Source organism: Megasphaera sp. UPII 135-E, assembly GCF_000221545.1.
Taxonomy (GTDB): Bacteria; Bacillota; Negativicutes; order Veillonellales; family Megasphaeraceae; genus Megasphaera; species Megasphaera hutchinsoni.
Genome location: NZ_AFUG01000021.1, coordinates 17963 through 43484 on the forward strand (window position 1 = coordinate 17963; position 25522 = coordinate 43484).

General features: G+C 41.1%; 27 protein-coding genes, 1 tRNA gene, 1 pseudogene and 1 other annotated feature. Of the genes and pseudogenes, 26 read left to right on the forward strand and 3 right to left on the reverse strand.

Going from position 1 to position 25522, the window contains the following annotated elements; all coding sequences use genetic code 11:
- The first annotated feature begins 499 nt into the window (after positions 1-499).
- Together HMPREF1040_RS03345 and HMPREF1040_RS08110 are read left to right on the forward strand one after the other, a co-directional pair.
- On the forward strand, positions 500-907 hold the full coding sequence (locus HMPREF1040_RS03345; protein ID WP_007392554.1) for a hypothetical protein: 408 nt from the start codon (positions 500-502) through the stop codon (positions 905-907).
- A 556-nt stretch (positions 908-1463) separates the two neighbouring features.
- Positions 1464-1634, forward strand: coding sequence for a hypothetical protein (locus HMPREF1040_RS08110; protein WP_007392559.1), 171 nt, complete (start codon positions 1464-1466; stop codon positions 1632-1634).
- A 310-nt stretch (positions 1635-1944) separates the two neighbouring features.
- On the opposite strand, the pseudogene metA reads toward HMPREF1040_RS08110, so the two are convergent.
- Both metA and HMPREF1040_RS03355 read right to left on the reverse strand, forming a co-directional pair.
- Positions 1945-2870, reverse strand: a pseudogene (gene metA, locus HMPREF1040_RS08395) (homoserine O-succinyltransferase).
- A gap of 29 nt (positions 2871-2899) precedes the next feature.
- Positions 2900-4186, reverse strand: coding sequence for an O-acetylhomoserine aminocarboxypropyltransferase/cysteine synthase family protein (locus tag HMPREF1040_RS03355; protein WP_007392498.1), 1287 nt, complete (start codon positions 4184-4186; stop codon positions 2900-2902).
- Between the two features lie 53 nt (positions 4187-4239).
- Positions 4240-4482 (reverse strand) — a binding site (T-box leader).
- A 277-nt stretch (positions 4483-4759) separates the two neighbouring features.
- Here HMPREF1040_RS03355 and rpmE point away from each other — a divergent pair.
- The 21 genes from rpmE (at position 4760) to HMPREF1040_RS03460 (ending at position 21964) form a co-directional block, all read left to right on the forward strand.
- Positions 4760-4963 (forward strand): 50S ribosomal protein L31, encoded by a 204-nt coding sequence (rpmE, locus tag HMPREF1040_RS03360; RefSeq protein ID WP_007392501.1) that lies wholly within the window; start codon positions 4760-4762, stop codon positions 4961-4963.
- Between the two features lie 73 nt (positions 4964-5036).
- Complete coding sequence (locus HMPREF1040_RS03365) at positions 5037-5903, forward strand: DUF1385 domain-containing protein (protein ID WP_007392516.1); 867 nt, start codon at positions 5037-5039, stop codon at positions 5901-5903.
- 34 nt (positions 5904-5937) lie between these two features.
- Positions 5938-7020, forward strand: coding sequence for a peptide chain release factor 1 (prfA, locus tag HMPREF1040_RS03370; protein ID WP_007392530.1), 1083 nt, complete (start codon positions 5938-5940; stop codon positions 7018-7020).
- Complete coding sequence (gene prmC, locus HMPREF1040_RS03375) at positions 7013-7870, forward strand: peptide chain release factor N(5)-glutamine methyltransferase (RefSeq protein WP_007392511.1); 858 nt, start codon at positions 7013-7015, stop codon at positions 7868-7870. Before prfA ends, prmC begins: the two co-directional genes overlap by 8 nt.
- Positions 7871-7874: 4 nt before the next feature.
- On the forward strand, positions 7875-8921 hold the full coding sequence (locus HMPREF1040_RS03380) for an L-threonylcarbamoyladenylate synthase (RefSeq protein WP_007392491.1): 1047 nt from the start codon (positions 7875-7877) through the stop codon (positions 8919-8921).
- A gap of 59 nt (positions 8922-8980) precedes the next feature.
- Positions 8981-9418, forward strand: a complete 438-nt coding sequence (gene rpiB, locus HMPREF1040_RS03385) for a ribose 5-phosphate isomerase B (protein ID WP_007392534.1) — start codon at positions 8981-8983, stop codon at positions 9416-9418.
- 39 nt (positions 9419-9457) lie between these two features.
- Entirely contained in the window at positions 9458-10081 is a 624-nt protein-coding gene (gene upp, locus HMPREF1040_RS03390) for a uracil phosphoribosyltransferase (RefSeq protein WP_036257486.1), read from the forward strand.
- A 52-nt stretch (positions 10082-10133) separates the two neighbouring features.
- Positions 10134-11795: a nucleoside kinase gene (locus tag HMPREF1040_RS03395; protein WP_007392505.1), complete on the forward strand. Its 1662-nt coding sequence runs from the start codon at positions 10134-10136 to the stop codon at positions 11793-11795.
- Between the two features lie 92 nt (positions 11796-11887).
- Positions 11888-12379, forward strand: a complete 492-nt coding sequence (locus HMPREF1040_RS03400) for a DUF177 domain-containing protein (protein WP_007392536.1) — start codon at positions 11888-11890, stop codon at positions 12377-12379.
- Positions 12380-12416: 37 nt separating this feature from the next.
- Positions 12417-12602, forward strand: coding sequence for a 50S ribosomal protein L32 (gene rpmF / locus HMPREF1040_RS03405; protein ID WP_007392545.1), 186 nt, complete (start codon positions 12417-12419; stop codon positions 12600-12602).
- A 124-nt stretch (positions 12603-12726) separates the two neighbouring features.
- Positions 12727-13227, forward strand: a complete 501-nt coding sequence (gene ruvC, locus HMPREF1040_RS03410; protein WP_007392543.1) for a crossover junction endodeoxyribonuclease RuvC — start codon at positions 12727-12729, stop codon at positions 13225-13227.
- A complete protein-coding gene (ruvA, locus tag HMPREF1040_RS03415) occupies positions 13224-13817 on the forward strand; it encodes a Holliday junction branch migration protein RuvA (RefSeq protein WP_007392497.1) in 594 nt (197 codons plus the stop codon). Before ruvC ends, ruvA begins: the two co-directional genes overlap by 4 nt.
- Positions 13814-14830: a Holliday junction branch migration DNA helicase RuvB gene (gene ruvB, locus HMPREF1040_RS03420; protein ID WP_007392542.1), complete on the forward strand. Its 1017-nt coding sequence runs from the start codon at positions 13814-13816 to the stop codon at positions 14828-14830. Before ruvA ends, ruvB begins: the two co-directional genes overlap by 4 nt.
- Before the next feature lie 31 nt (positions 14831-14861).
- Positions 14862-16091, forward strand: coding sequence for a SpoIID/LytB domain-containing protein (locus HMPREF1040_RS03425; protein WP_007392526.1), 1230 nt, complete (start codon positions 14862-14864; stop codon positions 16089-16091).
- A gap of 14 nt (positions 16092-16105) precedes the next feature.
- On the forward strand, positions 16106-17125 hold the full coding sequence (queA, locus tag HMPREF1040_RS03430; RefSeq protein WP_007392529.1) for a tRNA preQ1(34) S-adenosylmethionine ribosyltransferase-isomerase QueA: 1020 nt from the start codon (positions 16106-16108) through the stop codon (positions 17123-17125).
- A 12-nt stretch (positions 17126-17137) separates the two neighbouring features.
- Positions 17138-18244, forward strand: coding sequence for a tRNA guanosine(34) transglycosylase Tgt (gene tgt / locus HMPREF1040_RS03435; RefSeq protein WP_007392521.1), 1107 nt, complete (start codon positions 17138-17140; stop codon positions 18242-18244).
- Between the two features lie 181 nt (positions 18245-18425).
- Positions 18426-18710: a preprotein translocase subunit YajC gene (gene yajC / locus HMPREF1040_RS03440; RefSeq protein ID WP_007392544.1), complete on the forward strand. Its 285-nt coding sequence runs from the start codon at positions 18426-18428 to the stop codon at positions 18708-18710.
- Positions 18697-19266: a 5-formyltetrahydrofolate cyclo-ligase gene (locus HMPREF1040_RS03445; RefSeq protein WP_036257471.1), complete on the forward strand. Its 570-nt coding sequence runs from the start codon at positions 18697-18699 to the stop codon at positions 19264-19266. Before yajC ends, HMPREF1040_RS03445 begins: the two co-directional genes overlap by 14 nt.
- Before the next feature lie 19 nt (positions 19267-19285).
- Positions 19286-20587: a protein translocase subunit SecD gene (secD, locus tag HMPREF1040_RS03450; RefSeq protein ID WP_007392539.1), complete on the forward strand. Its 1302-nt coding sequence runs from the start codon at positions 19286-19288 to the stop codon at positions 20585-20587.
- Positions 20584-21546, forward strand: coding sequence for a protein translocase subunit SecF (gene secF, locus HMPREF1040_RS03455; RefSeq protein ID WP_007392500.1), 963 nt, complete (start codon positions 20584-20586; stop codon positions 21544-21546). Before secD ends, secF begins: the two co-directional genes overlap by 4 nt.
- 151 nt (positions 21547-21697) lie before the next feature.
- Positions 21698-21964, forward strand: coding sequence for a hypothetical protein (locus HMPREF1040_RS03460; protein WP_007392510.1), 267 nt, complete (start codon positions 21698-21700; stop codon positions 21962-21964).
- Between the two features lie 46 nt (positions 21965-22010).
- Here HMPREF1040_RS03460 and HMPREF1040_RS03465 read toward each other — a convergent pair.
- Positions 22011-22087, reverse strand: a tRNA-Val gene (locus tag HMPREF1040_RS03465).
- Positions 22088-22247: 160 nt separating this feature from the next.
- Between HMPREF1040_RS03465 and HMPREF1040_RS03470 the strand changes: the two genes are divergently transcribed.
- From HMPREF1040_RS03470 to HMPREF1040_RS03480, 3 genes are read left to right on the forward strand one after another with little or no spacing between them, the layout of a single operon-like run.
- Entirely contained in the window at positions 22248-23417 is a 1170-nt protein-coding gene (locus HMPREF1040_RS03470) for a GspE/PulE family protein (protein WP_007392496.1), read from the forward strand.
- Complete coding sequence (locus tag HMPREF1040_RS03475; protein ID WP_007392513.1) at positions 23380-24315, forward strand: type IV pilus twitching motility protein PilT; 936 nt, start codon at positions 23380-23382, stop codon at positions 24313-24315. Before HMPREF1040_RS03470 ends, HMPREF1040_RS03475 begins: the two co-directional genes overlap by 38 nt.
- Positions 24312-25508 (forward strand): type II secretion system F family protein, encoded by a 1197-nt coding sequence (locus HMPREF1040_RS03480; RefSeq protein ID WP_007392504.1) that lies wholly within the window; start codon positions 24312-24314, stop codon positions 25506-25508. The genes HMPREF1040_RS03475 and HMPREF1040_RS03480 overlap by 4 nt, the downstream gene beginning before the upstream one ends.
- Positions 25509-25522: the final 14 nt, after the last annotated feature.

Below are 25522 nucleotides of genomic sequence, written 5' to 3' on the forward strand. Positions count from 1 at the left end.
GTATATATTATGCGTATATATTACTATTTTAAAAATCTTGTTTTTAGGGTAAGATAACTTCCAATCTTCAAATTCCTCGTCTGTTATTTTATCGTTGTAATGCTTTTTTCTCATTTCATTCTAGCTTTTTAGTACATTATTGAAGTCTATATCCTTTGATAATGACTGGGAATTTATCTATCGTTTGCTAATGCCCTAAGCGTCATATCTTTTTCATAATTAAAGACGATATGCATTTTTTCAAATATAAATTTGGAGATGTGTGGATCAATAGATGGTTACGACTTCAAACAATATGTACTAGGAGTGCTTTTTTATCGCTTTATTTTAGACAATTATGTAATTTTTTCATTCGGCGGCCATGCAGTAGGCGATGAAGTTTTTGATAGGTCAATTTGATCAAGAAGTAGAAGCCGATATTTAAGTCATAGGGGGTTCATTGGTTTGCAGGGTAATTTATGGTATACTGCTATATAGTAAAGCCGTGAGGAGGAAACGTATGAGTTGGTGGCGTGACATTATACGACAAAGTATATTTCTTTGTTTTTTTATTGTTCCAATTCCCATTGGGGCCTATACGATTCATAATGGTTCAAGTGCAACCGTTGCTGTTATTAGCTATGCTCTTTTATCGTTGGGGATTCCCTTTGCGTATTTATCTAGACCGGAAGCCGTATTCGGTAGACAGGAATACACCCTTTCGCGGAATGCTTTTGTGGGTGTGTGGATTATCGTAGTGCTTCTTCTTAGTATCATTGCATGGTCGCAACGAAGTATGTGGCAGACATTGCCCTTTTGGGAATGGTCAACTATCGGACGCGATATTGTGTGGATTGTCGGTATGTATGGCGGTGTCGTTGGCATGCTCATCGTGACCTATTTGTTATCACGGCGAGGAAAAGGATGAATACGCTTGGTATCTCCAAGCAGGGATATCGAGAAATTAAAAATTTAGGCTGGGATGGCTTTCGTTTTAGCGGCAGTATAATATTATTACTAAATGGACCTTTCACGTTGTTTTTTAGTACAACTGTGGGAGGTCCGTTTAGTTTGTAAGGTTGTATTGTTACACGCTGCGGTGAGTGTGTTTTGTGTATCGTGAATATATATCATATATAAATTATTTAAAAATAGTGGAATATAAATTAAAAACTATATCATGTATAAATCCTTAATATTAACATAAGATAACATATGATGATATATCATAAACTAAGATTAATGATATTATGCATAAAATGGAATTCGTTTTATATGCCGAGTCTTCAGGTGCTAGTGGTAGAACGAAGGTATATGTTTGTTTAGTAAATAATTAAATAGGGGAGATAATATGAAATTACAAAACAATGTGTTATTTATGATCGCTTTAATTGCCGCACTTATGAGGGGGATATGCTACACAGGCAGCATATCAGGTAGAAAAAGCGGATTATGAGAAAAATTTAAAGGCGATTCACACGTATTTGAAACTGGGGGAAAATAAGGCTATTAAGGATAAGATAGATAAGGCTTTTGACAAGGTTAGTCAAATTGCTAAAAGTGAAGCTCAAAAGAAAGTGGAAAAAGAGTTATTTGATAAGGAAGTGGCTAAGAAAAAGGTTGAGGGAGAAAAACAAAGATACAGGTTGCTGTAAATGCAGTAGATAAAAAATATAAGGAAGCGGTGCTACGGTAGAAGTAAAGAAAAAAGATTTAGCGATAAAGAAATAGGAAGTAGAGAAGGCGAAGATTGCTTATGATAAGGCACAAAGAGAGTATGATGAACTTGCTGAAGCAGAAAAAAGTAGCTGAATTGGAAGCAAGAGATTAAGATATTCGCTGTAGGGTGAATGATGGTAAGAAAAGTAGTAAAACGATACTGGTATATGTGTGAATTTTGTATTAAAAATGTTCCTCTTTCCGATGGTGTTAGGGAAGAGGAACATTTTGTTTGTGTTTTTTTATTTATTTTGTTAAGGGAGTTAGTGTTTCTAAGTGATAAGGTGTTTCTTGATAAACGAGATTTAGCCAGTTGTGGTAAAAGAGATGGGCATAGCTGCACCAGTTGAAACGAGGGGTTTTGCCGTCATCGTTTTGGGGGTAGTAATGTTTTGGTAAGGCAATGGGAAGTCCTTTTGCCTTATCTCGTTTATATTCTGTTTCTAATGTATAGCGATCGTACTCAAAGTGTCCGAGTACGAAAAAACGGCGGTGATCCCATGTGCCAGTAATATTAATACCGTTTTCATCAGAACGAGATAGTACTTCTAATGCGGGCGTGAAATAAATGCGACTATCATCAATAGATGTATGACGTGATTGGGGAATAAAATAGCGATCATCAAACCCTCGCAGGAGCGGATGATTGCGAACAGTTAGACCGTATTCATAGATGCCGAATAATTTTTGGGGTAAGGTTTTTTTTCGACCCCGTAGTAATAATATAAACCTGCTTGGGCACCCCAACAGAAGAAAAGGGTGGAAAACACGTGGCTTTTTGCCCATTCGAAGTATTGCGTTAATTCTGACCAATAGTCAACAGCTGTAAAGTCAATTGTTTCTACAGGTGCACCTGTAATGATAAGACCATCATAGTAGGCATCTTTTATTTCATCGAATATACGGTAATTTTTTTCTAAATAGGAGTTATCAATGTGCTTGCTTGCATGAGATGTCATATGGCAAAAATCAACGTCAAGTTGTAAGGGTGAATCACCGAGGAGTCGCAAAAATTGCAACTCCGTCTGCTCTTTTAGGGGCATAAGATTCAAAATTAGAATGCGTAAGGGGCGAATGTCTTGCTGTAAGGCAAGGCGGTTGTCAATAGTGGCAATTCCTTCTTCATGTAGTTGTTTTTTTGCTGATAAATTATTAGAAATTTGAATTGGCATGCTGCTGATTCTCCTTGTTTATTATTCGTTTATAATCCAGCAAATGCTGTGTCTAAGGCATGTATTAGGTCGGTTACATTTTCTAAACCAACGGAGATACGCACGGTTCCTGGGGTAATACCGCAAGCTCGTTGAGCTTCTTCAGATAATTGTTGATGTGTTGTAGATGCGGGGTGAACTAATAAAGATTTAGAATCCCCTACGTTGGCTAGGTTAGAGAATATAGTAGCATCTGTAATGAATTTGCGAGCCGCCGCATAGCCGTCTTTTAGTTCAAATGAGAAGATGGAACCAGTACCGCGAGGGAAGTATTTTTTTGCTAATGTATAGTACGGTGAAGAGGGTAAGGATGGATAATTTACTTTCGCTACCTTGGGATGCCTGGATAAATAGGTGGCGATTTTTTCAGCGTTGCTTACATGGCGTTCGACACGTAAGGATAGTGTTTCTAATCCTTGTAAGAGAAGCCAAGCGTTAAATGGACTAATGCACGCACCTAAATCGCGGAGGTATTTTGCCCGGATGCGTGTTACAAAGGGGGCATTGGGAATGTCAACGGCAAAGTTTATCCCGTTGTATGAGGCGTCTGGTGAGGTGAATTCAGGAAAACGACCAGATGCACACCAGTCAAAGGATGCGTTTTCGATAATAAGTCCGCCGAGGGTGGTGCCGTGACCGCCGATGAATTTTGTAGCTGAATGAACAACGATATCTGCACCGTGTTCTAAGGGACGGCAGAGATAGGGCGTAGCGAAAGTGCTGTCGACGATTAAAGGGAGACCGTGACGGTGTGCTAAGGCTGAAATGGTTTCAAAGTCGGGAATGTTAATGGCTGGATTACCTAAGCTTTCGATATAAACGGCTTTGGTTTTATCGGTAATTGCTTTTTCAACGGATGTCAAATCGTCAATGTCAGCAAAACGAGTAGTAATGCCTAAGTGTTTAAATGTATCGGTAAAGAGTTCTATCGTACCACCGTAGAGGGTAGGTGCGGCTACGATTTCGTCACCAGCACCGGCTAGGTTGATGATGCTGTATGCAATGGCGGATGCACCACTGGCAGTTGCGAGGGCAGCGGTGCCTCCTTCGAGTGCAGCAATGCGTTTTTCTAAGACTTCTTGCGTTGGATTTGCTAAGCGACTATAAATGTATCCAGGCTTGCGTAGAGCAAATTGATCTTCCCCGTCTTGTGCGTCTTTGAACACATAAGATGTCGTTTGGTAAATAGGAACAGCACGAGAACCTGTGGTGGGATCTGCTGTTTGACCTGCATGTTGTTGTAATGTTTCAAATTGATACGTTGTGTTGTTGCTCATATGATTACCTCCTCTTATATACACAGTCGAATAATAAAAAAAAGCCCCATCCCATAAGGGACGGAAGCTCCGTGATACCACCCAATTTTATTCGATTTTTACAAACCGAATCTCTTCAGGTACGCAGACCGTAGTCTTGAATACCATAGCACTGTAACGGGTGCACCCGGATGGTTTAATGATTCGACCAATCGGCTCCGAGGCCATCTTCAACAAAATTTTCTGCTTTCCCTTTCACCATACGGGAACTCTCTGTGCCAGTCCGTTTTGTTTACTCTTCTCTTCATCGCCTTGTTTTGTGATTATGGACGTAAGTTTAGCACGGAAGATTTTCTATGTCAATGAAAAAACAAGAGGTGTGTTCATTCTTTAGCGGTATTGTGATATATGACAAGTTTAATAAAAAATGAATACGTTTTAGGGGTGACGGTCATTTATTAGTTAAATTTATATATTTATTAGAACAGGATAACAAATAGGTATTCCTTGATTGGTTTCTTGCAATGTGATTTTCTGTATGATATAATTACCTAGTATGGATTTTGTATGTCAGAGAAGAAAGAGGTGTGAATTGTGAAAGAAGGAATTCATCCGAAATATGAAACGGTTACAGTTACTTGTGCTTGTGGCAATACGTTTGAAACACGTTCCACTGCCTCGGAAATTCGTGTTGAAATTTGCTCTAAATGCCATCCCTTTTTTACAGGGCAGCAGCGTGCACAGCAAGCTCGTGGTCGTATTGAACAGTTTAATAAACGGTATGGTAAAAAAGCTTAATAATCATATTGCAAGTGGATGGCAGAGCAGAAATGCTCTGCTCTATTTGTATGTCAGTAAATGAGGAGTGGAAATGGAGAAGGAACGGGTATATATTGGTGGACAAGCGGTTATTGAAGGTGTTATGATGCGTGGACCAGAGAAGATTGCAACGGCTGTACGGACCCCGGACGGGAAGATTACTATTCAGTGCGATTCTGTTCATTCGCTTGCACAGCGATTTCCGATACTACAAAAACGATTTTTGCGTGGTTCCATTGCCTTAGGTGAAGCGGTTGTTTATGGTATGAAGAGCTTATCTTTTGCCGCACGAGTTGTTGGGGAAGAGGAAGAAGAGGAGGAGTCTTCTTTAGGGATGATCGGTGTCATCGGGTGTTCGATTATTGCCGCAATTGTTTTCTTTTTATTGATTCCTACATATGTAGCCCATCTTCTTTTGGGAAGTGGTACGAGTCCCGTGGCGTTGAATATAGTAGAAGGTTTTTTGCGTTTAGTTGTTTTTTTAATATATATTAGGGGTATTTCATATACGGCTGGCATGCAACGTGTTTTTGAATATCATGGTGCGGAACATAAGACGATTTGGACGTATGAAGCAGGGGAAGCACTGACCGTGGAAAATGTGCAAAAGCATAGTCGGTTGCATCCCCGTTGTGGCACGAGTTTTTTACTTATTGTCATGATTATTTCTATTTTTGTGTTTGCTTTTTTGGGTTGGCCTAATTTGGTTATACGTGTATTGTCTAGGATTTTGTTGATGCCGCTTGTTGCAGGTATTAGTTATGAAATTATTCGGTATGCTATTGATACTTCGCAGGGATGGGTAAAAATACTTACTAAACCGGGATTATGGTTACAACATGAAACGACACGCGAGCCTCACCCTGATCAGATTGAAGTGGCTATTGCGGCGTTGCAAGCTGTAAGACCGTCAGAGTAGGTTGCTATAAATAAAGAGAAAAGGAGAGAACAACGTGTTTTTGGATAAGGTGCAGGCAGTTGAAAATAAATTTATGGATTTGGAACAACGGATTAGTGATCCTGCGGTGATAGCAAATCAAGTGGAATGGCAGAAGTTGACGAAAGAACACGCTTCTTTAGTTGATATTGTCGATACCTTTCGTGCGTATAAAGAAGTAAGGAATGCCGTAAAGGGGGATCAAGAAATTTTGGATGATCCTGATAGTGATGAGGAGCTACTTTGTATTGCAAAAGAAGAAATTAGTACGTTAGAAAAGAAACAAGCGGCTTTGGAGGAAAAACTTCATATTTTAATGTTACCTAAAGATCCGTATGATGATAAAAATGTGATTATGGAAATTCGTGGCGGTGCTGGCGGTGATGAAGCGGCTTTGTTTGCGGGCGATTTGTTTCGCATGTATATGAAGTTTATTGAAAAGCAGTCTGGTTGGAAAGCGAGTTTGATTAGTGCGAACGAACCGGAATTAGGTGGTTATAAGGAAGTTATTTTTTCGGTCGAAGGTAGTGGCGTGTATGGTAAGTTAAAATATGAATCGGGTGTCCATCGGGTTCAACGAGTGCCTGTTACGGAAGCGGGTGGACGTATTCATACGTCAACAGCAACGGTGGCGGTTCTTCCGGAAGCGGATGATGTGGAAATTGATTTGGATATGAAAGATGTTCGGATAGATTATTTTCGAGCCAGCGGTGCGGGTGGACAGCATGTCAATAAGACTAGTTCGGCTGTGCGTATGACCCATATACCAACGGGGATTGTTGTCGAATGTCAAGATGAACGGTCGCAATTGGAAAATCGGGCAAAGGCTTTACGGGTGTTAAAAGCACGGATGTTGGATCAGGCCCAACAAGCAGCGAATAAAGAAGTGACGGAAGCACGGCGTAGTCAGGTTGGTACAGGTGATCGGAGTGAACGTATTCGTACGTATAATTATCCGCAAGGACGGGTTACGGATCATCGGGTAAATTTGACTTTATATAAATTGGATAACGTGCTTAATGGTGATATTGATGAATTTATTCAGGCGTTAGCAGAAACCAGACGAGCTGAATTGATGCAGGCGGAAACAAATGAATAAGATTTGGACGATTGGTGCTGTCCTTACGTGGACACAGCAGTTTTTTCAGCAAAAGGGCAAAGAAACGCCTCGATTGGATGCGGAAATATTATTGGCACATGTGCTACATAAAGAAAGAATTTATTTGTATGCACATTATGATGAACCGTTAAATGCCGAGGAATTAGCACAGTATCGGCAGTATATTCAGCAACGTGCAGGGGGGTATTCGGTAGCCCATATTGTGGGGAAAAAGGCGTTTATGGGATTAGATTTTTTCGTATCACAAGATGTCTTAATTCCACGACCTGAAACGGAGTTGTTAGTGGAGTATGTGCTAGCACATATGGGGATGGAAGACTCCTTGCACATATTAGATATCGGAACGGGGAGTGGGGCTATTTTATTGAGCTTGTTGTATTATTTACCCAAGGCAACTGGAGTGGGTGTCGATATATCATCTGCGGCGTTGGCTGTTGCTAAAAAGAATGCTCTTCAGTTGGGTGTAGACAAACGGGTGACGTGGCAACAGCGTGATTTGTGTACGGCTATGCCAGCACAGATGTTTTCGATTATCGTGTCGAATCCGCCTTATTTGACAGCGGAAGATATGAAACATCTTTCGCCAGAAGTACAGTATGATCCAGCAGGAGCGTTGTTTGGGGGGACGGATGGATTGGATTTTTATCGGCGTTTGGCTATAGAAACGCCAGCTTATTTAAACGCGTCCGGGTTGTGCATAGTCGAAATTGGCAAGGGTCAAGAAAAGGCCGTTCGGCAGTTGTTTGAATGGTCGCAGGAATATGTGTTGATAGAGGTTATTAAAGATTATAGTGATATCTCGCGACATATGGTTTTTAGAAAAGAGTGAAAGTATGAAAACAAGTGTAATTACGATGGCAGATATAGAGCAGGATAGAGGTCTGTTGAAAAAGGCGGGACAGATTATTCGGCAAGGTGGTTTAGTAGCGTTTCCAACGGAAACGGTATATGGTTTAGGTGCCAATGGTTTAGATGAGAGGGCCTGTAAACGCATTTACGAAGCGAAAGGTCGTCCCAGTGATAATCCGCTTATTTTGACGGTGCCTGATTTAGCTGGGGCAACAGCTGTTGTAGCACGTTTCTCGCACTTAGAAAAGGCACTAATAGAACGGTTTTGGCCAGGTCCGTTGACGTTGGTTCTACCGCGTAAAGCGTGTGTTCCCGATGCGGCTACGGGTGGTTTAGATACGGTGGCGTTACGTTGTCCTGATCACGCAATTTGTCAGGCTTTTTTACAAGAAGCAGGGGTTCCTGTGGCAGGACCTAGCGCCAATCGTTCTACCCGGCCGAGTCCGACGACGGCAGCAGAAGTGTTACATGATATGGATGGTCGTATTGATATGATTATTGATGGAGGTATGTGCCATATTGGGGTAGAATCAACTATTATTGAATGTACGGGACCGGCGGAAGTGACGATTTTACGTCCCGGTGGCGTTACGCCGACTATGCTTGCGGAAGTGGCCGAAGCGGTTATTTTAGATGCACCGTTGGTACAAGGAATAGGAACGCCTAAAGCACCAGGGATGAAATATAGACATTACGCCCCGAATGCACCGATGGTTGTATTTGTGGGGACAGTGGAAATGGTAACCACATCTATCAGGCAGGCGTATCAAGAGGCCTTGGCTAAGGGACAAAACGTAGGTTTACTAGTTAGTCAAGAAGTGGCTGATGCCGTAGCAGCTGAGCATTGCTATGTATGGGGAACGCATGGCGATGTGATAGCTTTAGCGAACCAGTTGTATACAGGGTTGTTATCCTTTGATACGGAACGGGTGGATGTAATTTTGGCAGAAGGGGTTATATCTAAAGGTTTGGGATTGGCTGTAATGAATCGTATGAAAAAAGCAGCCGGAGGTCATGTGATAGAAGTATAAGTAATTGTCTTTGCAGGACAAAGAGAAGGTTTTATAATACAAGAGAGGCGGTGCTTTTTATGAAATTAGTGATTGGTTCAGATCATGGTGGGTTTCATTTAAAAGAAACGATTAAGCAGTATTTGCAGGAGCAAGGGATAGGGGTAGAAGATTATGGTACCCTTACGGGCGAACGGTGTGATTATCCCGATATTGCTGAAAAAGTGGCGATAGCTGTCGCTGAGGGTACGTTTGATCGTGGTATCTTAATTTGTGGTACAGGAATTGGTATTGGTATTGCTGCTAACAAAGTAAAAGGTATTCGTGCAGCCGTATGTAATGACTTGTTTTCCGCTGAATACGGTCGTCGTCATAATGATGCCAATATTGTGACCATGGGTGAACGAATTATTGGTGCAGGTGTCGCAAAAGAAGTAATTCGTATCTTTTTACACACACCCTTTGATGGAGGGCGTCATGTTGAACGTGTAGCAAAAATTGGGAAGTTAGAACAGTAGTATGAAGGGAGAAACGGTAATATGAAAAACGCAGGAGATATGCAAGTGCAGGTCATAGATCATCCGTTAATTCAACATAAGATCACATTGATGCGGAAAAAGGAAACGGGATCGATGGATTTTCGGCAGTTATTAGAAGAAATTACGATGCTTATGGGGTATGAAATTACGCGTGATTTGCCTTTAGAAGAAGTTGATATTGAAACGCCTATTTGTAAGATGAAGGGCAAACAAATTAGCGGTAAAAAATTAGGAATTGTGCCTGTCTTACGTGCTGGGTTAGGTATGGTTCAGGGGATGTTAAATTTAATTCCTTTGGCTAAGGTGGGACATATTGGGTTGTATAGAGATCCGAAAACGTTAAAGCCTGTCGAATATTATTGCAAGTTACCAGATGTAGCGGATCGTGATTTTATTATTGTTGATCCTATGTTAGCAACGGGTGGTAGTGCGTCAGAAGCAATAACGTTATTAAAGGAAAAAGGTATTCAGAGTATTAAATTAATGTGCTTGGTGGCAGCACCAACAGGAGTAAAGAAGGTAAATAAGGATCATCCTGATGTGCGTATTTATGTAGGTGCTTTAGATGATTCGTTAAATGAAGAAGGATATATTGTACCTGGGTTAGGTGATGCAGGGGACCGTATCTTTGGTACTAAATAAGCGGCTTATCGCGTAGGCATCTCATCTGTTATAGGGGAAGGGAGTGAGTAGGATGATTGAAATAAATGATGTGATACAACAAAAGAAATATGTTTTATCAGAAAAAATGACTTTAGAGGAAGTCGTCCAGGCGTATTATAAAGATGTATCACCCCGTATTGCCGCGGCCTTGTATGATGGGAAATTTGTGGGACTTAATACGATAGTTAAGAAGAGCGGTGATGTGACGTGGTTTTCCTTGGGTACGATTGAGGGAAATAGTTGTTTGCAGCGTACGGCTATTATGTTGTTAGTCAGAAGTGTTGATGATTTATATCCGGGTGGGAAGGTCTTCGTTAAACATGCGTTGGGTAAAGCCTTGTATTGTGAGCTAAGTATCGGTCATACCGTTACGGTTCGGGATGTAGAATTGATTAAAAAGCGGATGTCTGAAATGGTTGCACAGGATGAAAAGATTACACCTGTACAGACACAGATAGAAACGGCGATGGAAATGTGCAGAAATAGGCATATGATACGAGAAGCTGAGCTGCTACAACATTTAGATGTACAGCAAATTATGGCGTATCAATGTGGTCGTATTTTTGATTATTACATGGGCCCGTTGCTACCAAGTATGGGATATGTGAATTGTTTTAATTTACGTTCATATGCACCAGGAATTATTTTGGAAGTACCGACACCACAAGATCCGAATAGGCTACCTCCCTATAAAGAAATTCCTAAAATGGCACGGTTGTTTTTAGATGCGGAAAGTTGGGGACGTATTGTACGCTGTGAATATGTTTCCGATTTAAATCAATATATTGATAATGGTAGCATTCAAGATATTGTCGATATGGCCGAAGCTTTGCAAGAAAAAAAGTTAGCTGAAATTGCTGATTATGTGGTTAATCAACGTCCTAAAATTAAAGTTGTGCTTATTTCAGGACCTTCTTCGGCAGGTAAGACGACTTTTTGTAAACGCTTAACGACACAGTTGCGGGTAGTAGGATTACGCCCTGTGCAGATTTCATTAGATGATTATTTTTATAATCGTGAAGATACACCGAAAAATCCAGATGGATCGTATGATTTTGAATCGGTGCGAGCCATTGATATTCCGTTGTTTAATCAACAAATAGATGAGTTACAACAGGGAAAAGAGGTATATCTTTCGCGGTTTGATTTTGTTACGGGAAAACGGTATTTTGAAAAGACACCCGTTCGGTTGGAAGAAGAACAACCGCTACTCGTAGAAGGGTTACATGCATTGAATGATACGTTGACCTATATGTTGCCTCGGTATGAGAAAGTGAAAATATCATTGGGGGTATTGACGCAAATCCGGATTAATGATCATAATCGTATATCTACGTCGGATACACGGATTATTCGCCGGATGGTACGAGATCAACAGTTTCGTGATCGTGATGCGACAGCCACGATGGATGTATGGGCAGATGTGCGGCGCGGGGAAGAAATGAATATTTATCCTTATCAAGAAGATGCGGATATTATTTTCAATACGGCACTACCATATGAATTATCTGTGCTTAAGACATATGCCATACCGTTATTACAATCGATTGCGAAAGATAGTGTGCATTATGCAGAAGCACAACGTTTGTTGATGTTTTTAAAACCTTTTAAGGCACTTTCGTCAGAAGTGGTTCCGTTTAATTCGTTGTTGCGGGAATTTATTGGTTTTTCGCAGCAACGGGAGTTACCGTAAAGGGGTATGCTTTGGTCGTCGGGGATAGTTGTGTAGAAAAAGATTGACAAAGAATAGGTGGATATATATAATGATATAGTCGAGGTAGAAATATGAAACTACAAGTCGAAGATGTGTATAACGCAAAGGGAGATAAAATTCCTTTTCGGTTTGAACAAAATGCTGCGGATCTGAATGATGTGTCGATCTATCCTTGGGGTCAATCGCTTATTGTGGTGGAAGGCTTATATTGGTTTGATGGCAATCACATTGTGATAAATGGCATTATACATACACAGGGTGTGTATACGTGTAGCCGTTGCTTAACGGATGTCACGGTAGATCGAAATGCAGCACTGTCTGAAGTCTATGGTGCGGAAGTGGAGCTTCCTGAGAACGTATTGCCGTACAATGGGGAATACATTGATTTGACGGAGACGATTAGAGAAATATTGATTTTAAGTGAGCCTATGCGAGTATTATGTCAAGAAACATGTGCAGGACTTTGTCCAACGTGTGGTGCAAACTTGAACGAAGAACACTGTAGTTGTCCTACCGACAGTATCGATCCGAGATTAGCTATCTTGGAAACATTAAAAATATAAAGCAACGTACGTACCAAGATGTAAGGAGGTGCAGAAAATGGCAGTACCAAAAAATCGTTTGTCCCAGACACGGCAAAAAATGCGTCGTGCTAATTGGAAATTAACGGCTCCGGGATATGTAGAATGCCCACAGTGTCATGAACCTGTAATGCCACATCATATTTGCCCAACGTGTGGTTTTTATAAGGGAAAGCAGATTGTAAATAATACAACGGCAGAATAAGACAAAAAGAGTGTGCTATGCATGCTCTTTTTTTATTGCCCAAAATAGAGGAGACTAGCCCCAAAGTAGTTGTTTTATGGTATAATGAACGGTACAGTTATATTTTTAGAGAGAGGATAGGCATATGCGTGCATTAGGAATTGATCCGGGAACGGCTATTTGTGGGTTTGGTGTGGTAGATGCAGAGGGAAGTCGTCTACGGCCAGTAATGTATGGGACGATCCAAACGTCACCGAAATACACGGATTCACAGCGGTTAGTCCAATTATTTGAGGGCTTACAGTCGTTATATACAACGTATAAACCAGATGTTGTTGGGGTAGAACAGTTATTTTTTAATCGTAATGTTACAACCGCTATTACGGTAGGACAGGCAAGGGGTATTATTTTAGTTACAGCAGAACAAGCACATATTCCTATATTGGAATTTACGCCTTTACAAGTTAAACAAGGTGTTACTGGCTATGGAAGAGCAACGAAAGAACAGGTAATTGATATGACAAGGCGGTTATTGGGGATAACGGAAAAAATAAAACCCGATGATGCGGCAGATGCTTTGGCTATGGCTATTTATTCTATTTATTATAGCTATTCTCAGCGCTTGAAAAGGACGGTACAATTATGATTGGGTATGTACGAGGGGTGGTAACACATCTTTTTGAGGAGGCTTGTTTTGTTGATGTACAGGGCGTGGGATATCGGGTATATATACCCGCATCGACGATACAAGAAATAACCGTAGGTAAGGAAATACAGTTGTTTACATATATGGCTGTTCGTGAAGATGCGATTCTTTTATATGGATTTGCTACCACCGATGAGTATGAATTGTTCATGTTGTTAATAAGTGTAAATGGAGTGGGACCAAAAGTAGCACTCGGTATTTTAAGTGCCGTTACGCCAGAGGGATTTCGATTAGCTGTGCAACAAAAACAGTTGCAAACATTGGTGAAACTTCCAGGGATTGGCAAAAAAACAGGAGAGCGAATTTTATTAGAATTGCAAGATAAGGTAGGTAAGGCAGATGCACATACAACTGATGACGTTGAGGCAATCCGATCTGTACCCAACGACGAAGTGGTTATGGCGTTGGTGAGCCTCGGATATAGTGAGGGCGAAGCACAAAAGGCAGCGGCTCGTGTGACTTCGTTAGACCTATCTTTACCAGAACAGATACGACGAGCATTACAACAGTTAGGTGGAGGTAATACATGATGGAAGAAGCACGTATTGTAGAAACACATAATCTTCCTGGAGATTCTTGGCAATATAGTTTGCGTCCTCATTATCTTAAAGAATATATTGGGCAGATGGCAGCAAAGCAAAATTTATCGGTTTTTATCGAGGCAGCTAAACTACGTAATGAAGCGTTGGATCATGTGTTGTTATATGGACCGCCTGGGTTAGGGAAAACAACTTTGGCAGGTATTATCGCTAATGAATTGAATGTTAGTTTGCGGATTACATCAGGCCCCGCGATTGAAAGACCGGGTGATTTAGCGGCATTATTAACGAACTTACAAGAACGAGATGTTCTTTTTATTGATGAAATACATCGCTTGTCCCATAGCGTGGAAGAAGTGTTGTATGCAGCGATGGAGGACTATGCATTAGATATTGTTATCGGTAAAGGTCCTAGTGCCCGATCGGTGCGGATTGATTTACCGCCTTTTACGTTAGTTGGGGCAACAACGCAAGTAGGACGGTTGGCACCGCCATTGCGAGATCGTTTTGGTGTTATTTGTCGGCTTGAGTTTTATCGCCCTGAAGAATTGGTAGTTATTATTCAGCGTACGGCTGATATTTTACATATTGATATTGAAGAGCAAGGTGCCTTTGAAATTGCTCGTCGCTCAAGGGGAACACCGCGTATTGCTAATCGCTTGTTAAAACGCGTACGTGATTTTGCCCAAGTGGACGGTAAGGATTGTATTACTGCCACCTTAGCGGATAAGGCATTGCAACGATTAGATGTGGATAATGAGGGCTTAGATCGTACGGATAGGCGCGTATTAGAAACGATTATAGAAAAATTTTCTGGTGGCCCTGTTGGCTTGGATACGATTGCTGCTGCGATTAGTGAGTCCGTTGATGCGGTTGAAGATGTATACGAACCATTTTTAATGCAAAAAGGATTTTTACAACGTACATCTCGAGGAAGAGTTGTTACGGATGCGGCATATCTTCATTTAGGATTATCGATACCAATAGAAAGGGAACGTATTTAATATCGTTGCGTAAGCAATGAGAGGAGGTTATATGAAACTCATCGCGATGCTACTTGCATGTTGTTTTTGTCTGGGGAATCTGGGTAGCGATGCTTCGGGACCGGGCGTGTTAATTCGTGTGGGAATTCGAGAAGGTCGACCGTCTGTTGCAATGGTTTCTACGGGTGGCATGAATATATATACAGGAACATCTTTTTTGAAAAGCGTGGATAATAATGTAGTTGTACGTATTTCCAATCGTGGAAAAGATATGTATGTGGATGGGGATAAGGTAATAGCACCAGTTACGTTTCATGCACGTACTTACCAAGGCACTATACGGTTGACTGATGGGTATACCTATCGCGGATCCATGGAGTGTTTAAAAACACCTGGAAGAGATGGATTAACCGTAGTTAATGTGGTACCAGTTGAATATTATTTGTATGGTGTCGTTGGCAAAGAAATGTCTCCGTCATGGAATTTAGAGGCCCTCAAAGCACAGGCTGTGGCGGCTCGTACGTATGCTATTACACATAAAAATTATTATCGTCAGCGCGGTTTTGATGTTACTGATGATACGCGTAGTCAGATGTATGGTGGTATGAATGGCGAAGCACATAGCGTTATTCGTGCAGTCGATGAAACGAATGGTGAAGTGCTTTTTTATAAGGGCAAATTAATTGATGCCATTTTTTGTTCGACCGCTGGCGGATGGACGGAAAATAGTGAAAATGTTTGGGGCAGAGCATATGGTTATTTGCGTGGGGTGCCTGATTTTAGTCGCACGATGCCTGAATATCGATGGCATGTTAAGGTGACACCGGAGCAAATGGCAAATGTCTTGCAAGCGTCAGGACGAACCGTAGGAGAAGTGACGGGGATTTTGCTTTCGCCGTTACAAAAACGACCGATGAGTGTTGGTGATCGCGGCATATCAGGGCGGGTACGTTCGCTTACTATTTATGGAACCGATGGCAAGGTAACCTTATCAGGAAATGTGTTTCAATCGTTATTTTCGTTGAAAAGTGCTGTTTTTGATGTGTATGATGGACAAAGTAGTTTACCCGATCCGGAAACGAATAGTGTACAACGGGAAGCGTTTTTTACGGTTGATAAGGGGATACCTTTTGTGATTTATGGTTTTGGTTGGGGCCATGGCTTAGGGATGAGTCAATATGGGGCATATCATATGGCCTTGTCCCACCGTGGAGTAAAAAATTATTATCGTACTATTTTAGCACATTATTATACAGGAACTAGTCTTGAACAACTGTATTAGAAAGAGGTATTATTTTGAAATTAGTCGACTTTAATTATGAATTACCAGAAGAATTAATTGCACAACATCCAGTGGAACCACGAGATCATGCTCGTTTAATGATATATGATAAAGAAACGGGTGAGGTAGGGCATCGTCATTTTTATGATTTAGTGGATGAATTGAAACAAGGAGATGTGTTAGTATTTAATGATTCACGTGTTATTCCAGCCCGGTTACATGGGAAGAAAAAGGAAACGGGTGGTAAGGTGGAAGTACTTTTGTTAACGCCGCTCGGTGATGATCGCTGGGAAGTGTTGGTAAAACCTGGTAAAAAGGCCTTGCCGGGAATGGAAATTGTATTTTCATCGGCGTTGCGAGGTGTCGTAGAAGAACGAACTGATTTTGGTGGTCGTATTGTGCGTTTTATTTATGATGGGGTATTTGATGAGGTACTAGATGCTGTAGGAGAAATGCCGTTACCTCCTTATATTCATGAAAAACCAGATGATCCAGAGGATTATCAAACCGTATATGCCCGTGAGCGAGGCAGTGCGGCGGCGCCAACGGCAGGTTTGCATTTTACGGAAACGTTATTGCAAAAAATTCGAGATAAAGGCGTTAAAACGGTTTTTGTTACTTTGCATGTAGGGTTAGGGACATTTCGCCCCGTATCAGAAGAAACGATTGAAAATCATCGTATGCATAGTGAATTTTATAGTGTTACGCCAGAGGCAGCCGCTTGTATTAATATGGCTAAAAAAGAGGGGCGGCGAGTTATTGCCGTGGGAACGACTTCGATTAGAACATTAGAAAGTGCGGGAAAAAGTGGCGTAGTTCAAGCGGGTAGTGCATGGACGGATATTTTTATTTATCCTGGTTATACCTATCGAATTGCCGATGCCTTGGTAACGAATTTTCATTTACCTGAATCGACATTATTAATGCTTATTAGTGCACTTTCGACACGTGAAAAAATATTACATGCCTATGCCATTGCTGTGGCAGAACGGTACCGTTTTTTTAGCTTTGGCGATGCCATGTTTATTCGATAAGGAGGGACGACTTTGGTTATTACGTATGAATTACAAGCGGAATGTGATGGGGCCAGAGCCGGATTATTGCATACGCCCCATGGTACGTTTAAAACACCGATGTTTATGCCTGTTGGCACACAAGCAACGGTTAAAACATTGACGCCCGAAGAATTATATGACATGGGAGCACAAGTTATTTTAAGTAATACGTATCATCTGTTTTTGCGACCGGGAGCGGATTTAATTAAAAAAGCTGGGGGGTTGCATGCATTTATGCATTGGCGACAACCGATATTGACGGATAGCGGTGGCTTTCAAGTATTTAGCTTAGGACAAATGCGGAAGATTACGGAAGAAGGCGTAACATTTCGTTCTCATTTAGATGGTTCGTCAAAATTTTTGTCACCAGAAGTGTCGATGGATATACAAATGGATTTAAATTCTGATATTGCCATGGCCTTCGATGAGTGCATTCCGTATCCTTCGGATTATGAGTATACGAAGCAATCAACGGCGAGAACGACCAGATGGGCAAAACGGTGTGTTGAACATCATCGTAGCGATACGCAAGGATTGTTTGGTATCGTTCAAGGCGGTATGTACAAAGATTTACGCCAGCAGAGTTGTCAAGAATTAGTGGATCTTCCTTTTGATGGGTATGGTATTGGCGGCTTGAGTGTAGGTGAAGAAAAGGCACTCATGTATGAAGTGTTAGATTATACGACGCCGTGTTTACCTAGGCATAAAGCTCGTTATTTAATGGGTGTTGGCACAGCTGATTGTTTGCTTGAAGGAGTGGCACGGGGAGTAGATATGTTTGATTGCGTATATCCTACAAGGGTAGCTCGGAATGGGATGGCTATGACGCATCAAGGGCGGTTAACCGTTCGCAATGCCGCGTATGCTGAAGATTTTCGTCCTATTGAAGATGGCTGTTCTTGTTATACTTGTCAACATTATACAAGAGCTTATATTCGACATTTATTTAAGGCAGAAGAATTATTAGCCTATCGTTTAGTGAGCATTCATAATTTGCATTTTTTACTGCATTTTATGCAAGATACGCGTCAATCGATTATTAATGGGACTTTTCGTGAGTTTCGTCGCGATTTTTGGAAGCAATATCAAGATGTATGATTCTATTTATTGATTTTAGATAGTAAAACAGTGTATGATAGTAGTGTATAATGGGTAAGATGGTAGCTATTCAAACGTTTCTCCGTATGAGTTGATGCACTGCGGTGAGTATATGTACAGCGTATCCATTCATTATCTAGTATTATTTACGTTCGAATTTTATACGTAGGAGGTGAATCGTATGGAGATGCTTAGTCAGTTACAACAATTTTGGCCAATTATTATTATGATTGTTATTTTTTATTTCTTGTTGTGGCGTCCGCAGAAAAAGCAACAGCGTCGTCGTCAAGAAATGATGAATAGTCTTAAAGTCGGTACCAAGATAATGACAGCTGGAGGTATTTACGGAACGATTACAGGTATTCAGAAAGATGTTTTAGAACTTCGTATTGCCGATCAAGTGATAATATCCGTTTCTCGCAATGCAATTAGTCAAGTATTTGGTACAGACGATGCAGTACAGTAAAGCACGGTTAAGAATGGATATAAAAGAACAGATAGCCAAGATAGCATGTGAAAAGATGAGCGCCGATAGTCAGCTGATTTGTCGGCGTTTGTGCTGTTTGTCAGCTTATCAAAAGGCACGGCGGATACTGTTCTTTTTGGCAACGAAGCAAGAGGTATGCATAGATACCGTACTTGTACATGCATTAGCAAATCAGAAAGAGGTTTATGTACCGCGTTGTCAAGCGGCAGGTAGTATGGAAGCGGTTCGACTGTATTCGTTAGAGGAAACCCGTATAGGTATGTATGGGATTCGAACGGTGTCAGACAAAAGACCGCCTCTAGCGACCGAAGCGTTAGATCTCATTATGGTACCAGCCTTGGCATTTGATGTAAAAGGGCATCGGTTAGGGCATGGTGGCGGTTATTATGATCGTTTTTTGGCACGGTCAGGACAGGCATTATGTATTGGTGTTGCTTGGGATTGTCAAGTGGTGGCACAGGTACCTATTGAACCATGGGATAGAGGTGTAAGTGCTATACTTACACCTACACGATTTTTAAAGATAACTATATAACCCAGAGGGGGGGACACTATTGCGAATTCGTAATATTATTAAATGCTTAATAGCAGTTGTGATTATATTGTGTGCCTTTTTTACGTTGGTATTTTCACCCATTCCGTCTATGCGACAAGGTTTGGTATTACCATTTGGTGTAGTTAAGCCATTTCCTGATTCTATTAAGCAAGGGCTGGATTTACAAGGTGGTACACATATTGTGTTGGAAGCGGAAGATACACCAGGGGCTCCTGTTACAGATGATTCAGTCAAACGAGCGGTTTCTATTGTTGAACGTCGTATTAATGAAATGGGATTAACCGAGCCATTAGTACAACAAGAAGGGGCAAAGCGTATTATTGTCGAATTGCCGGGTGAAAAGAATCCAGAAAAAGCCATTGAGACGATTGGGAAAACTGCCGTTATGGAATTTAAAGACGAAAGCGGTACAACTCAGCTTACGGGTAAGGATTTAAAAACGGCGAAAGAACAAATTGATAATGGTCATAAGAATGTAGTCGCTATCGAATTTACCGATCAAGGTGCGAAAAAATTTGCCGATTTAACTGCGGCTAATGTAGGACATCGTATTGCGATCTTACTTGATGGTAAAGTGCTTACCAATCCCGTTGTTAATGAAGCAATTACGGGGGGCAAAGCGGTTATTACTGGTAGTAATACGCTGGAAGAAGCAAAACGTTTAGCTATTTTACTTCGTTCGGGTGCCTTGCCAGTAAAATTGAAAGTGATGGAAGTGCGTACGATTGGGCCTAGTCTAGGGCAAGATTCAAAGATAAAGAGTGAACGTGCCTTTGCCATCGGGATTTTATTAATTATGCTTTTCCTGATTATTATTTATCGTATTGCTGGCATTGTTGCTAATTTAGCATTGCTCGTGTACGTGGTAATTTTATTAGGCGTGTTGAAATATTTGGAAGCAACGTTGACCTTGCCAGGCATTGCAGGTATTATCTTGTCGATGGGCTTTGCCGTGGATGCGAATATTTTGATTTTTGAACGGTTTAAGGAAGAAGTATTAGTCGGTAAAAGCTTGCGTTCTTCTATGGAAACGGGCTTTAAGCGTGCTTTTAGTACGATTTTAGATGCTAATGTTTCCGTTATGATTGCTGCTATCGTATTAATGTTAATGGGTTCAGGAACGGTTAAAGGCTTTGCCGTGAACTTAGCACTTGGCTTGATTGTTAGTATGTTTACAGCAATTGTGGTTAGCCGCTCATTATTAACATGGTTTATTAATACTGGTCTTGTTTTAAATCCACGGTGGTATGGATTAAATAGACCGATACCAGCGCACTTAAAAAAGGGGGAACAAAAATGAGTTTTGAAATAGTCAAACATAGAAAATGGTGGTTCTCCCTATCTGCTATTCTGGTCATTTTAAGTCTTATTTCGATTTTTGTGCATGGTTTTAATTTTGGTATTGATTATACGGGCGGTACCATTTTAGATATGAAATTTAAACAAGCCGTTACGGTAGCGCAAGTACGGGATGTAGTAGATCGGTCTTCCTTGCATTTGGGGAATACAGTTATCCAGTTGTCGGGTGTTACAGATCAAAGTTCATCTAAAGAAGTTATGTTGAGGATGCGTAATTTGACGACTGATGAAAGTAAAGCGGTTGCACAAGAATTAAATGTAAAATTAGGTGGAGCTGAAGTAAAACGAACGGAATCGGTAGGGGCTGTTATTGGTTCAGAGGTTACTAAAAATGCTATCTTAAATTTAGCTGTTGCGTTTATTGCCTTAGCCCTTTATATTTCTTTTCGTTTTGAATATAAAATAGCTATTTCCGCTATTGTGTCAATATTACATGATTTGATTATGGTTTTAGGTGTGTTTTCGTTCTTTCATTTAGAAATAGATGCATCCTTTTTGGCCGCTATTTTAACGGTTATTGGATATTCTATGAACGAAGCGGTTGTTATTTTTGACCGGGTTCGCGAAAATACACGAACGCATCGTCGTACGGATTCATATGAAAAATTAGCACACGATAGCATTGCACAAAGTATTCATCGTAGTTTTTATACGTTGGCAACGGTATTATTTGCGTGTGGAGCCTTACATTTCTTTGGTGGAGAGTCGACAAAGAATTTTTCACTGGTTATGTTAATCGGCTTTATTAGTGGTGCCTATTCGTCTATTTGTGTGGATACATCTTTGTGGGTGGTATGGAAAAATCGTACGAATGGCGTACGTGGATCTCATGTTGCTCATAAAGTAGTAGAAGAAAAAGAAACAGATGAGTGGGAAGAATGGGAAGATATGGATGAATAAAAAAGAGCGAAACCATTTTGGTTTCGCTCTTTCTTGCTATACGTATAGTTTTTGGGTATACTGAAAATAAGGAATGAAAAGAGGTGGATTATGTGATAAAAAAGGTAGGTTTATTATTTTTTTCCTATTGTGTTGCATTCCCTTTGTAAGTATGGCAAGTATAAATGTTTCGCCTGATGGGTATTGTAAGGGCATTCATTTGGTAGGAAAGGTAAAAGTAGTTCCTTATCATGGAGATTTACGGGTAAAAGTAGTGGGATCTTTTCCAGATTTGCGCGTACAGCGTGTACGGATCTTTCCGCAGGAAATTGGAGAATGGCAGTTTGTTGAGTATGGAGAGGATTTTACGATTCAATATGTAGAAATGTTTCCAGATATACGTATTCAATTTGTACGGAATTTTCCCGGTGTTGTGTAAATAGGGCAAAAAGAGCATTGTCAGTGACAATGCTCTTTTTTTTGTGTGGTGGGCAGTAATGGATTCGAACCATCGACCCCCTCGATGTCAACGAGATACTCTAACCAACTGAGCTAACTGCCCATAAATAAGATTATTTATTTAGTATATAATACAGTGATTATACTGTCAAATATTTTTAATTTTTTAATAAGAAATAAATATATATATTAATAATGAAAGTTATATAAAGAATGGGGAAAATAGTAGTCTTTATGGTATGCTTTTTTTAGGAGGTGGCTATATGTTTTCGTCATTAGCAGGAATTGGGCAAGCCTCAGCAACACGTATTGTAGAGATGCTTTTACAACAAGCGATAGAAGTACATGCCAGTGATATTCATATTGAGCCGTTAGATGAAGCTGTACGGGTGCGGTTTCGGCGTGATGGCGTTCTGTTGACGGCTGCATCAATTCCGTTAGCGAAAGCGGACATGGTGACGGCACGGATTAAAGTGCTAGCTCGTATGGACATAGCGGATAAACGACGGCCCCAAGATGGACGGATCGTGTGGGATAGTCACGAAAAAACAGTGGATTTGCGTGTTAGTACGATGCCTACAGTGCGAGGTGAAAAGACGGTACTGCGGTTGTTAGATACAACACATGTAGAATTAAAATTGGAAACATTGGGAATAACGCCATCTGTTTGCCAAAGTATTCGTCAGATTGTATCTCAACATCGGGGGTTATTCCTTTTTAGTGGTCCCACGGGAAGTGGAAAAACGTCGACGTTGTATGCGGTATTACGAGAGTTACATAAGACGGAAGTGAGTATTGCTACCTTAGAAGATCCTGTTGAATATAAGGTGAATGGGATTTGTCAAAGTCAAATTCATGAAAAAGGGGGATTGGTATTTCAAAATGGTTTACGGGCGTTACTGCGGCAAGATCCGGATATTTTAGTGATTGGGGAAATTCGAGATGGCGAGACGGCAAATATTGCGGTGCGAGCTGCACTTACGGGGCATTTGGTATTATCTACGGTGCATACGGCATCGGCAGCGGAGGTGCCAGAGCGATTAATTGATATGGGTGTCGAACCTTATTTGGTTGCCGATGCTTTGTCGGGGATAACGTCACAGCGATTAGCAAGACGGATATGCCGACATTGTCGTGGTAAAGAAGAGTTGCGAAAAACGTGCACCGCCTGCTTTTCAACAGGCTATGAGGGTCGAATTTGTTTGTGTGAAATCATGCCAGTGAAGCAACAACTCCGCAAGTGTATTCGTCAAGGTGACGGTATGGATGAGATGGAAGCTGCGGCTATTACCGATGGGGCTGTGTTGATGAAAGAGGTGTTATTATATCATATTCAGAAGGGATATACAGATTGGCAGGAAATTCAACGCGTATATGATAATCGTGAGGTGAGTTATGGATATAGAAGAGTTAATCGCAACCGCCATTGTTGAAGGTGCTTCGGATATACATTTGCAAAGTGGGCAGGTTCCTTATATGCGAGTTCGTTTAAGTTTGCAAAAAATGAATGATACACCGATACAAGAAAAATGGTTACAACAATGGATGGTAAATCATAGGGATGGCTGGTCTTTTTCGTGGCAACAGGTACGCTGTCGGTGTCAAGTTTGTATGACTGAAAACGGGATGTATGGTGTTATTCGCTTGTTGTATCCGCTAGAGACATTGCCTGAGGATGAACAGCCTATAACGCTTGCTCACTTAAGTTGTGTAGGGGCAGGTTTGGTATTGATATGTGGACCTACTAGAAGTGGTAAAACTACTACGGTATGTCGGGTATTACAGGGGATTATGTCAAACAAGCCTTATCATATTATTACGTTGGAAGATCCCATTGAATATATACTTAAGGGAAAGAAAGCACTGATAACACAACGAGAAATAGGTAGTCATGTTAGCGATTTTGATACGGGCATTGTACAGTCGTTGCGGCAAGATCCAGATGTGCTGTTTATTGGTGAAATTCGCAATAGAGAAACGATGCGAGCGGCTATTATGGCCGCTGAAACAGGTATTACCGTATTTGCGACCATGCATTCACCCAGTGTGATGTTAGCGATTAATCGTGCGGTAGGGATGTTTGAAGGTAGTGAACAAGAAGAAATACGGCAACGATTAGCGGTAGTACTGAAAGCAGTGGTAGCACAAAAATTTATGGAAAAGGAGAATAAATTACATCTTCTACGCGAGCAATTATGGACTAATTCAGCGGTGGCCGCAGTTATTCGGAGTGGACAATTTTTCCGTTTGACATCGATCATGCAGACGGGGAGTGCATTTGGGATGGAAACCATGGAACAAGCGTTAAATCGTTATTGGAGAGAGGTATGAAAAAATTTGATGTGTACTTTGTGACTTCTGCAGGGAGAGCATCGGTTTGTCGTGTACAAGCAGTTGATAAAGAGGCTGTATATGAACTGAGTGAGCAATATCATTGGCAGGTGCAGCAAGTACAGGAAGTGATTTCTTTTTCACTGTGGCGTATAGCCATTCTTTCGCCCGGAACTTTACAAATCATGTTTTCGCAGTTGTCAGCATTAATGGACTCGGGCATTTCTGTTGTCCAGGCATGGGAAACGGTAAGCAAGGATATCGGTAACAAGCGGCAAAGACAGCGATTGTATCAAGTAGGTCAGCGGTTGCGGCAAGGCATATCGTTGACTCAGGCGATAAAAGCGTGTACCATTTTTCCCTCGTTGGTAGAGCATATGGTGAAAACCGGTGAAATGACGGGGCAATTGGAAACTATTTTCCGTATGTTAGGCGATCATTATCAAACGATGTTGAAACAACGGCAAGCATTGGTACAAGCCTTATGGTATCCGGGTTTTCTTTGCATTTGTTCTATCGGGGCGATGTTTATCGCTATATTTTTTCTATTGCCAATGGTAGAAGATGTCTGTGTCCAATTGGAAATGCCGTTGCCATTGATGACTCAACGAATACTAGGGATTGCTCATTTCTTGCACGCCTACATCCTATGGATCTTGTTGGGCTTTGTCGGGATTGGCGTGTTCGCTAGCGTGTATTTGCGAGCGGCACATCGACGGCAGCGGTTATTGTTAGCAGTGTGCCGGGTACAATGGATTCGCCACTGGTTGTGGATTTTTTGTTGGCAGCGGTGCAGTCAATTAACATCTTTACAATTGCACAGTGGGATTACGCTAGTAGAGGCATTGCGAGAGGCAGTGGCAGCGGTTCCGATAGGCTATTTCCGTAGCCACATATATTGGTTATGTCATAGATTAGAAAAAGGCGAATCCTTCAGTAAAGCTGTCGAACAAAGTCCCTTAGCCTTAGATTATGTTCGCATGATGTTGCAAATGGGTGAACATACAGGTGAATATGAACAAGCCTTACAAGGGATAGCAACGTATTATCATTGGCAATTACAACTTTTTATCACACGGATTAGACGCTTCTTAGGTCCTGTTGCCTTATTAGGAATGGGTGTGTTTATAGGAGGACTTATTGTTTGTTTTGTGATACCGATTTTAGATATGACGACACATGTAACGATGTAGAAAGGGGTATTAAT

Bases quoted from the DNA above. Each gene is read 5' to 3' on its own strand.
- HMPREF1040_RS03345 (WP_007392554.1), top strand. From the start codon at position 500: ATGAGTTGGTGGCGTGACATTATACGACAAAGTATATTTCTTTGTTTT.
- HMPREF1040_RS03355 (WP_007392498.1), bottom strand. From the start codon at position 4,186: ATGAGCAACAACACAACGTATCAATTTGAAACATTACAACAACATGCA.
- HMPREF1040_RS03365 (WP_007392516.1), top strand. From the start codon at position 5,037: ATGGAGAAGGAACGGGTATATATTGGTGGACAAGCGGTTATTGAAGGT.
- prmC (WP_007392511.1), top strand. From the start codon at position 7,013: ATGAATAAGATTTGGACGATTGGTGCTGTCCTTACGTGGACACAGCAG.
- HMPREF1040_RS03380 (WP_007392491.1), top strand. From the start codon at position 7,875: ATGAAAACAAGTGTAATTACGATGGCAGATATAGAGCAGGATAGAGGT.
- rpiB (WP_007392534.1), top strand. From the start codon at position 8,981: ATGAAATTAGTGATTGGTTCAGATCATGGTGGGTTTCATTTAAAAGAA.
- upp (WP_036257486.1), top strand. From the start codon at position 9,458: ATGCAAGTGCAGGTCATAGATCATCCGTTAATTCAACATAAGATCACA.
- HMPREF1040_RS03395 (WP_007392505.1), top strand. From the start codon at position 10,134: ATGATTGAAATAAATGATGTGATACAACAAAAGAAATATGTTTTATCA.
- HMPREF1040_RS03400 (WP_007392536.1), top strand. From the start codon at position 11,888: ATGAAACTACAAGTCGAAGATGTGTATAACGCAAAGGGAGATAAAATT.
- rpmF (WP_007392545.1), top strand. From the start codon at position 12,417: ATGGCAGTACCAAAAAATCGTTTGTCCCAGACACGGCAAAAAATGCGT.
- ruvC (WP_007392543.1), top strand. From the start codon at position 12,727: ATGCGTGCATTAGGAATTGATCCGGGAACGGCTATTTGTGGGTTTGGT.
- ruvA (WP_007392497.1), top strand. From the start codon at position 13,224: ATGATTGGGTATGTACGAGGGGTGGTAACACATCTTTTTGAGGAGGCT.
- ruvB (WP_007392542.1), top strand. From the start codon at position 13,814: ATGATGGAAGAAGCACGTATTGTAGAAACACATAATCTTCCTGGAGAT.
- HMPREF1040_RS03425 (WP_007392526.1), top strand. From the start codon at position 14,862: ATGAAACTCATCGCGATGCTACTTGCATGTTGTTTTTGTCTGGGGAAT.
- yajC (WP_007392544.1), top strand. From the start codon at position 18,426: ATGGAGATGCTTAGTCAGTTACAACAATTTTGGCCAATTATTATTATG.
- HMPREF1040_RS03445 (WP_036257471.1), top strand. From the start codon at position 18,697: ATGCAGTACAGTAAAGCACGGTTAAGAATGGATATAAAAGAACAGATA.
- secF (WP_007392500.1), top strand. From the start codon at position 20,584: ATGAGTTTTGAAATAGTCAAACATAGAAAATGGTGGTTCTCCCTATCT.
- HMPREF1040_RS03460 (WP_007392510.1), top strand. From the start codon at position 21,698: ATGGCAAGTATAAATGTTTCGCCTGATGGGTATTGTAAGGGCATTCAT.
- HMPREF1040_RS03470 (WP_007392496.1), top strand. From the start codon at position 22,248: ATGTTTTCGTCATTAGCAGGAATTGGGCAAGCCTCAGCAACACGTATT.
- HMPREF1040_RS03475 (WP_007392513.1), top strand. From the start codon at position 23,380: ATGGATATAGAAGAGTTAATCGCAACCGCCATTGTTGAAGGTGCTTCG.
- HMPREF1040_RS03480 (WP_007392504.1), top strand. From the start codon at position 24,312: ATGAAAAAATTTGATGTGTACTTTGTGACTTCTGCAGGGAGAGCATCG.